Annotated in this window: 9 protein-coding genes; 2 read left to right on the top strand and 7 right to left on the bottom strand. The window is 73.1% G+C overall.

What is annotated here, in order from left to right; translation table 11 throughout:
- The 3 genes from AN218_RS27685 to bioB all read right to left on the bottom strand — a co-directional run.
- Positions 1–143 (bottom strand): AAA family ATPase (locus AN218_RS27685; protein ID WP_141747711.1); only part of this gene is annotated, 143 nt, incomplete at its 3' end.
- A gap of 3 nt (positions 144–146) precedes the next feature.
- Positions 147–1481, bottom strand: a complete 1335-nt coding sequence (locus AN218_RS27690; RefSeq protein ID WP_070019856.1) for an adenosylmethionine--8-amino-7-oxononanoate transaminase — start codon at positions 1479–1481, stop codon at positions 147–149.
- The gene (gene bioB, locus AN218_RS27695) at positions 1474–2550 is read right to left on the bottom strand and encodes a biotin synthase BioB (protein ID WP_070019857.1); all 1077 of its coding nucleotides are present in this window, start codon (positions 2548–2550) and stop codon (positions 1474–1476) included. The genes AN218_RS27690 and bioB overlap by 8 nt, the downstream gene beginning before the upstream one ends.
- A gap of 202 nt (positions 2551–2752) precedes the next feature.
- Between bioB and AN218_RS27700 the strand changes: the two genes are divergently transcribed.
- Positions 2753–3925 (top strand): 8-amino-7-oxononanoate synthase, encoded by a 1173-nt coding sequence (locus AN218_RS27700; protein WP_070019858.1) that lies wholly within the window; start codon positions 2753–2755, stop codon positions 3923–3925.
- 116 nt (positions 3926–4041) lie between these two features.
- Here the strand turns inward: AN218_RS27700 and AN218_RS27705 are convergent, their stop codons facing one another.
- Both AN218_RS27705 and AN218_RS27710 read right to left on the bottom strand, forming a co-directional pair.
- The gene (locus AN218_RS27705; RefSeq protein WP_070019859.1) at positions 4042–4362 is read right to left on the bottom strand and encodes a hypothetical protein; all 321 of its coding nucleotides are present in this window, start codon (positions 4360–4362) and stop codon (positions 4042–4044) included.
- Positions 4363–4368: 6 nt separating this feature from the next.
- Entirely contained in the window at positions 4369–5016 is a 648-nt protein-coding gene (locus tag AN218_RS27710) for an ATP-dependent Clp protease proteolytic subunit (RefSeq protein WP_070019860.1), read from the bottom strand.
- Between the two features lie 66 nt (positions 5017–5082).
- Between AN218_RS27710 and AN218_RS27715 the strand changes: the two genes are divergently transcribed.
- Positions 5083–5385, top strand: a complete 303-nt coding sequence (locus tag AN218_RS27715; protein WP_070019871.1) for a type II toxin-antitoxin system Phd/YefM family antitoxin — start codon at positions 5083–5085, stop codon at positions 5383–5385.
- 104 nt (positions 5386–5489) lie between these two features.
- On the opposite strand, the gene AN218_RS27720 is transcribed toward AN218_RS27715, so the two are convergent.
- Both AN218_RS27720 and AN218_RS27725 read right to left on the bottom strand, forming a co-directional pair.
- On the bottom strand, positions 5490–6440 hold the full coding sequence (locus tag AN218_RS27720; protein WP_070019861.1) for a M28 family metallopeptidase: 951 nt from the start codon (positions 6438–6440) through the stop codon (positions 5490–5492).
- Between the two features lie 263 nt (positions 6441–6703).
- Positions 6704–7765 (bottom strand): ABC transporter permease (locus tag AN218_RS27725; protein ID WP_244900757.1); only part of this gene is annotated, 1062 nt, incomplete at its 5' end.

Consider the following 7765-nt stretch of genomic DNA (forward strand, 5'->3'; position numbering starts at 1 on the left):
TCGCCCGCGTCCAGGCCCGTCTGCGCGGGCTTGAGGACCGCCACCGACAGCCCGCGCGCCAGCGCCGCCGCGGCCAGCGCCGCCGTGACGACCGTCTTGCCGACCTCCGTGCCGGTGCCGGTGACCACCGTGACGCCCCGCACCGCTCAGCCCTCCGCCGCCGCGGCGCGCAGCGCCGCACAGACCGCCGCGAGGTCCTCGTCGCCCGTGACGTACGGGGGCATCGCGTAGACCATGTCGCGGAACGGCCGCAGCCAGACGCCCTCGTGGGCCGCCGCCCGTGTGGCCGCCGCCATGTCCACCTCGTGGTCGAGCTGGAGCACGCCGATCGCACCGAGCACCCGTACCTCCCGTACGCCCGGAATCGCCTCCGCCCCGGACAGACCCGCGCGCAGCCCCGCCTCGACGCGGCGCACCTCGCCCGCCCAGTCGCCCTCCAGCAGCAGCCCGACGGAGGCGTCCGCGACGGCGGCGGCCAGCGGATTGCCCATGAAGGTCGGGCCGTGGGCCAGCACCGGTACTTCGCCCCGCGAGATCCCCTCGGCCACACGGGAGGTGCACAGCGTCGCGGCGAGCGTGAGATAGCCGCCCGTGAGCGCCTTGCCCAGGCACATCACATCCGGTGTGATCCCGGCGTGCTCCGCGGCGAACAGGGCGCCGGTGCGCCCGAATCCGGTGGCGATCTCGTCCAGCACGAGCAGTACGTCGTACTCGTCGCAGAGCTCGCGCAGCGCCCGTACGTACGCGGGGGAGTGGAAGCGCATGCCGCCCGCCCCCTGGACCACGGGTTCCACGACGACGGCCGCCAGTTCGTGCGCGTGCCGGGCGAGGGTCTCCCGCAGATGACGGACGTAGTCCGCCTCCGGCGGCGCGTCGAAGCCCGCGGGGGGCGCGCCGGCGAAGACCTGCTCCGGCAGTACGCCCGACCAGAGTCCGTGCATGCCGCCCTCGGGGTCGCACACCGACATCGGCTGCCAGGTGTCCCCGTGGTAGCCGCCGCGCCAGGTCATCAGCCGCCGCTTGTCCGGCTGCCCGCGCGAACGCCAGTACTGCAGGCACATCTTGACGGCCACCTCGACGGAGACCGAGCCGGAGTCGGCGAGGAAGACATGCTCCAGACCCTCCGGTGTGATCTCGACGAGGCGCCTGGCCAGCCGTACCGCCGGCTCGTGCGTCAGCCCGCCGAACATCACATGGCTCATCCGGCCGAGCTGGGTGCGGGCGGCCTCGTTGAGCACCGGGTGGTTGTAGCCGTGCACCGCCGACCACCACGAGGACATCCCGTCCACCAGCTCGCGCCGCCCGCAGAACTCCTCCGCGAGCCGCAGCCGCACACCGGACGCCGACTCGACGGGCAGCGGCGCGGTGCGCCCGGGCATCGGCCCGTACGGATGCCAGACGTGCCGACGGTCCAGTTCGAGCAACTCGGCCGGAGCGAGCGGCCGTTGAGGATCTGTGGAAGAGACGGCGCGGTCAGGCATTGGGCGGCAGCGCGGTCCCGGCTCCGCGGCGGCGTACGGCGACGAGGTCCGGGTTGCGGTCCCCGGTGCGGTGCTCGGGCAGCGTCGTCGTTTCGGCGCCCTCCACCTCGAACCCGGCGTCCGCGATCATGTCCAGGTCCGACTGGCCCGCCTGACCCTCGCTGGTCAGATAGTCGCCGAGGAAGATCGAGTTCGCCAGGTGCAGGGCGAGCGGCTGGAGCGAGCGCAGATGCACCTCGCGCCCGGCGGCCAGCCGCACTTCGGCGTCGGGGTGGACGAAGCGCACCATCGCGAGGATGCGCAGCGCCCGCTGCGGCGAGAGGTTCCACTCGTCGGCGAGCGGCGTCCCCTCGAACGGGATCAGGAAGTTGACGGGCACCGAGTCCGGGTTCAGCTCGCGCAGCGCGAACGCCACGTCCACCAGGTCCTCGTCGCGCTCGCCCATGCCCGCGATCAGACCGGAGCAGGCCGACAGGCCCGCGCCCTGCGCCTGGCGGACCGTCTCCTGCCGGTCGGAGAAGTCGTGCGTGGTGCAGATGTCGCCGTACGTCGCCTCGGAGGTGTTGAGGTTGTGGTTGTAGGCGTCGGCCCCGGCCTCCCGCAGCCGGTCCGCCTGCCCCTCGGAGAGCAGCCCGAGACAGGCGCAGATCTCGACGTCCTCGTGCTGCTCCTTGATGGCGGAGATCGTCTGCGAGACGCGGTCGACGTCGCGGTCGGTGGGACCGCGTCCGCTGGCGACCAGACAGACCCGCTTCGCGCCGCCCTTCAGCCCCGCCTCGGCGGCCGAGGTCGCCTCGTCCGGCTTGAGCCAGGTGTACTTGAGGATCTCCGCCTTCGACCCCAGCCGCTGCGAGCAGTAGGAGCAATCCTCGGGACACAGACCGGACTTGAGGTTGACGAGGTAGTTGAGCTTGACCCGGCGCCCGAACCAGTGGCGGCGCACCTTGCCGCCCGCGGCCACGACGTCGAGCAGATCCTCGTCGGAGGTCTCCAAAACGGCGCGTGCCTCCTCCCGTGTCGGCAGCTCCCGCGAGAGGCCCTTGCGCACCAGCGTGTTCAGCAGATCCATGACGGCGATCCTTGCCGATTCCCCCGCTCAAGGCCAAGGAGAGAACTCACAACAGCTTCCGGCGGCGGTGTGTGTATCGCCACACCGCGGCCCGCGCGGCGAGCGGCTACGGTCTATGGACTGCCGACAAAATCGCCGCCGCACCGCCGCACCGCGGTGGACGGCGTACGGCCGAGGCGTACGGCACCGAGGAGGACCACCCATGCCCGACGAGCCCCGAGTCGCCCCGCACGGCGACCCGTTCGCATGGACGGAGGGGGCCCGCCGCACCCGTGAGCACGCCGGCCTCGTACGGGAACTGCGGCCCCGCGCCGCCGAGTCGGCGCTGCTGGACCTGGCCGGGAACGACTACCTCGGGCTGTCCCGGCACCCCCGGGTCACCGAGGCCGCCGCCGCGGCGGCACTCCGCTGGGGCGCGGGCGCGACCGGCTCGCGGCTGGTCACCGGTTCCACCGAGCTGCACGCCGAACTCGAGGCGGAACTCGCCGAGTTCTGCGGCTTCGAGGCGGCGCTCGTGCTCTCCTCGGGATACGCCGCCAACATCGCGGCGCTCACTGCGCTGACCGCACGCGGCGGCCTCCTCGTCTCCGACGCGGGCAACCACGCCTCCCTCATCGACGGCTGCCGCCTCTCCCGGGCCGAGACCGCCGTCGTCCCGCACGCCGACCCCGAGGCCGTACGCAAGGCCCTCGACGGGCACGGCGGCCGGACGCTGGCCGTGACCGACTCCGTCTTCTCCGTCGACGGCGACGCCGCTCCGCTCGGCGCCCTCGCCGAGGTCTGCCGCGGCCATGGCGCCGGTCTCGTCGTGGACGATGCCCACGGCCTCGGCGTGGTGGGCGACGGCGGACGCGGCGCACCGCACGCCGCGGGCATCGCCGGCGCCACCGGCGTCGTCGCCACCGTCACGCTGTCGAAGTCGCTGGGCAGCCAGGGCGGAGCCGTCCTCGGACCGGCCCATGTCATCGCCCAACTCGTCGACACCGCCCGCACGTTCATCTTCGACACCGGGCTCGCTCCCGCCGCCGCGGGAGCCGCGCTCGCTGCGCTGCGGTGCGTACGCGGCGAGCCGGAACGCCCCCTGCGGGTACGGGCCGCCGCCACCACCCTGTACGACGGGCTGCGCGCCGCGGGTCTGCACGCGAGCCGCCCCGACGCCGCCGTGATCTCCGTACGCGCGCCCTCGCCCGACGACGCGGTGCGCTGGGCGGCGGCGTGCCGGGACTCCGGACTCCACGTCGGCTGCTTCCGGCCGCCTTCGGTGCCCGACGGCGTCTCCCGGCTGCGGCTGACCGCCCGCGCGGATCTGACCGGAGAGCAACTGGAGCGGGCGGTCCACACGATCGCGGAGCACGCGCCCGGCGGCGCCCGCTGAACGGACGGCACGCACGGGGCCGTTGAACGGACGCCGCCCCGACGGCCCTGCCCTGCGCCGGTGTTCGGCGGAGGCTCCGGTCACGCGGCGCCAACACCCGTGCGCCCGCGCCGTGTTCAGCGCTCGTCCCGCCGGTCCTCCTCCGGCGGCAGCGTCACCAGTGCCGCCCGCCGCTCACCGTCCAGCACGCGCAGCGCCCTCGCCAGCGTCGCGCTGTGCAGTTCGCTCTCGCCCCGCTCGTGCATCAGCGCCAGCGCGTCCCTCAGCGCCGCCGCCCGCCCCACGAGGGCCTGCGCGGCGCGCAGCGCGCCGTAAGTGTGCTCGCCACGGGCCGGGTTGACCCGTCCCAGCGCGTCGAGCACGTCCAGATACGCGTCGACGAGCCGCCCCTCGGCGCGGGTGAGCGCGGGCAGCGGAGGCAGCGGGGGAGGCAGCACCGTCCCTCACCCCCGGCCGCCGGGACGGGCGTTCGCGTCCCCGGTCTTGCGGCTCGCGGTGAGACGGTCCACCAGCCCGTAGGCCAGGGCGCCTTCGGCGTCGAAGACCTTCTCCCGCTCCAGATCGGCACGCACCCGCTCCGCGGACTGCCCCGTGTGCCGTACGTACATCTCCTCCAGCCGCTCCCTCATGTGCTGCAACTCCCGTGCCCGTACGGCCAGATCGTCGGCCTGGCCCTCCACCGGTTCGTCGAGGGAGGGCTGCCGCACGACGACGCGCGAGCCGGGAAGTGCCAGGCGCTTGCCGGGAGTTCCGCCGGCCAGCAGCACCGACGCGGCGGCCGTCGCCTGCCCCAGGCACACCGTCTCGATGTCGCAGCTCACGTACCGCATCGTGTCGTAGACCGCGCACATCGCGGTGAACGAGCCGCCGGGGGAGTTGATGTAGAGCGCGATGTCCTTCTCGGGAGCCGCCGCCTCGAGATGGATGAGCTGCGCGGTCACGTCGTTGGCGGCGGCGTCGTCAACGGGCGTGCCCAGAAAGACGATTCGCTCCTCCAGCAGCTTGGAGTACGGGTCGAGCGTGCGGGCGCCCGCGCCGGTGCGCTCGGTCAGCTCCGGCAGGACGTAGCGGGCCGACGGTCGGTCGGGCATGGCGCCACCTCTCCTCGGTCGAACGTCAAAAATGTACAGGACGTACATGACGTTATGCTGGGGAGCATGACGTACGAGATTCCCGTGACGCAAGCACGCGCGGCCCTCGCGGAGTTGATCAACCGCGTGGTCTACGGCAGCGAGCGTGTGGTGGTCACGCGGCACGGCAAGCCGCTGGTGGCGCTCGTATCGGCTGCTGACCTGGAGCGACTTGAGGCCTTGGACGCCGCGGAGGAGGAGGGCGTGATCAGCACCGTCTCCTCGGTGCGCGACGTCGCGTCCGCCGCGGGCGAACGGCAGCGCTTCGGGATCGCCGCACAGCACAGCGGCCCGGCCGCCGGTGACAGGCGGCCGGGCCGGGAGAGCTGACGCCGGGTCCGAGGACCCGGGCCGTGCTCAGCGTGCGGTGTGCGGACCGTGCACGGTGCGCCGCGAGTTCGCGACGTATTAGGTGAACGGGGCGTGGTCGGGGCCTACTTGCTCAGCTCCCACACCGCGTGCGCCATGGCGTCGCTGTTGACGTCGAGCGCCTTCTCGTTGATGTTCGAGATGTCGTCGCACTCGGAGTGGTAGCAACTGTCGAACGGCTCACCCGCTTTGCCGTCCCACGACTTGGCCTGCTCCTCGGTCATCGTGTCCCCGGCGCCGGTGAAGGTGCCGCCGACGGTCACACCCGCGTCCGCGAACGACGCGTGGTCGCTGCGGCCGTTGACCTCGGGCGAGGTGTCCGTCGTGATGTCCTTCGACTTGTAGTAGTCCTTGAACACCTTCTGCACGGACGCGTCGTCGTCGTAGACGAAGTAGCCCGCGTTGGGCGAGGCGATCATGTCGAAGTTCAGATACGTGTCGATCTTCTTCACGTCGTCCTGGGCCAGGCTGTCGACGTAGCTCTGCGAGCCGACCAGGCCCTGCTCCTCGGCGCCCCACCAGGCGAAGCGCAGATGCTTGCCCGGCTCCAGCTTGGCCTTCGAGACGGCGAGGGCGACTTCGAGCACACCGGCGGAGCCCGAGCCGTTGTCGTTGATGCCGGGGCCCTCGCTCACGGAGTCCAGGTGGGAGCCGACCATCACGGTGTGGTCGGCAGAGCCGCCCTCGGGCCAGTCGGCGATGAGGTTGTAGCCCTTGGTGCCGCCGCCGTCGAACTCCTGGACGTCGGTCTTGAATCCGGCCGCGTCGAGCTTCTTCTTCACCAGGTCGATCGACGCCTTGAAGCCGGGCTCGCCGTGCGCGCGGTTGCCGCCGTTGTCCTCGGCCACCGACTGAAGTTCCTTCAGGTCCTTCTGCACGGCGTCGACGGAGATGTCGGGTGCGGCCGCCGGCTCGGGCTTGGCGGCCTGCGCGGCTCCGGCCCCGAGGAGGGAGGCCGCCAGCGCGGTGCTCGCGGAGGCGACGATGAGAACGCGGCGCTTCTCTTTGCGGATCACAGGGACTCCGATGCTGTGTGGGGGGTTCGAAGTTACTGCTCGGTGTTGCTTCCAGACGAGAATCCTGTGGGGCAGCTACGGAGTCAAGAGCGTTTACCGGACGCGGGGTTGCGCCATACGGAGAGTCGCGGTCGCTCGTGCGGCGGTCCCGCGGGCCGTCCGGAGGGCCGGTCCGCGGGCGTGCGGCGGGTGCGGACCGTACGCCGCCCGTCCCTCCAACAGGCGGCGTACGGCCGGTACTCGGGGCCCGCGCGTGCGGAGGATCACGTCACCGGCACGGCGCCCTGCGGCTGGGGCTGCGGTTGTGGCTGCGGTGCCGCTCCGTCCGGGCCGCCCCCGTCCCTGCCGCCGTCCCCGTCCTCCGTCGTCCGCAGCCCGCCCACCGTCACCAGCACGAGCCCCGCCACGGCCCACGACGTGAGCACGAGCACCGGCCGGTCGGACGCCCGTCCGTCGAAGAAGCCGACGGAGCGCAGCAGCGTCCCGCCCGCACCCGGCGGCAGCAACTGCCCTGCCGCACCCAGCGGTTGAGGCAGCATCTCCGGCGCCGAGGTCACCCCCGAGAACGGGTTGCCGAGCAGCACCATCGCCAGCGCGCCCAGCCCGATGCCCGCCGGACCCAGCAGCGTGCCGAGCCCGGCCACGGTCGCGCTCACCGCGAGCGCGATCAGCCCGAACGAGGCCCACTCCGCCCACCAGCCGCCGGTGAGCACCTCCAGCCAGGTGTCGGTCAGCGCCGCGGCCACCGCTCCGACGAGCGCCGCCGCACCCAGCAGCGCCACGACGGCACGGATGCCGCGCAGCCCGAAGGTGACGATCATCGCCCCGGCCGCGACCCCTCCGATCGCCATCGGCAGCACGCTCGAACTCAGCGCGGCGCCACGGGGATCGGCCTCGGGCGCGGCCACCACGTCCTCCGTACGGGCGGCACCGCCGCCCTGCGCCGAGCCCTCCTGCTGCCCGGCCACCGCCTGCTGAAGCGCCTGGGCGACGACGGGTCCGGCGGCGCTCGCCGTCAGCGCCCGCGGACCCTCCGGTGTCACGGCGATCGCCCCGTAGACCTCCCGCCGCTCGATGGCCTTGCGGGCCTGTGCCTCGCCCGCGTACCGGTGTATCTCGAACGCCCCGCCGGCGCGGGCGAGTTGCTTGTGCACGGGCGCCGTCGCCGCGGCCGGTCCCGCGACGCCCACGGGCAGGTCGCGCGGCGCCGTACGGGCGGCGGGCCAGGCGAAGGCCCACAGCGCGAGGGCGACGACCGCCGGGACGAGCAGCAGGACGGCGGCGAGCGCACGCGAGGAGGAGAGGCGGGGGGGGGGGGGGGGGGG

Source organism: Streptomyces nanshensis, assembly GCF_001751255.1.
GTDB classification, from domain to species: Bacteria; Actinomycetota; Actinomycetes; order Streptomycetales; family Streptomycetaceae; genus Streptomyces; species Streptomyces nanshensis_A.

What these genes read in the sequence shown, in the direction of transcription:
- AN218_RS27710 (WP_070019860.1), bottom strand. Translation starts at nt 5,016, where the DNA reads ATGCCCGACCGACCGTCGGCCCGCTACGTCCTGCCGGAGCTGACCGAG.
- AN218_RS27690 (WP_070019856.1), bottom strand. Translation starts at nt 1,481, where the DNA reads ATGCCTGACCGCGCCGTCTCTTCCACAGATCCTCAACGGCCGCTCGCT.
- AN218_RS27715 (WP_070019871.1), top strand. Translation starts at nt 5,083, where the DNA reads ATGACGTACGAGATTCCCGTGACGCAAGCACGCGCGGCCCTCGCGGAG.
- bioB (WP_070019857.1), bottom strand. Translation starts at nt 2,550, where the DNA reads ATGGATCTGCTGAACACGCTGGTGCGCAAGGGCCTCTCGCGGGAGCTG.
- AN218_RS27700 (WP_070019858.1), top strand. Translation starts at nt 2,753, where the DNA reads ATGCCCGACGAGCCCCGAGTCGCCCCGCACGGCGACCCGTTCGCATGG.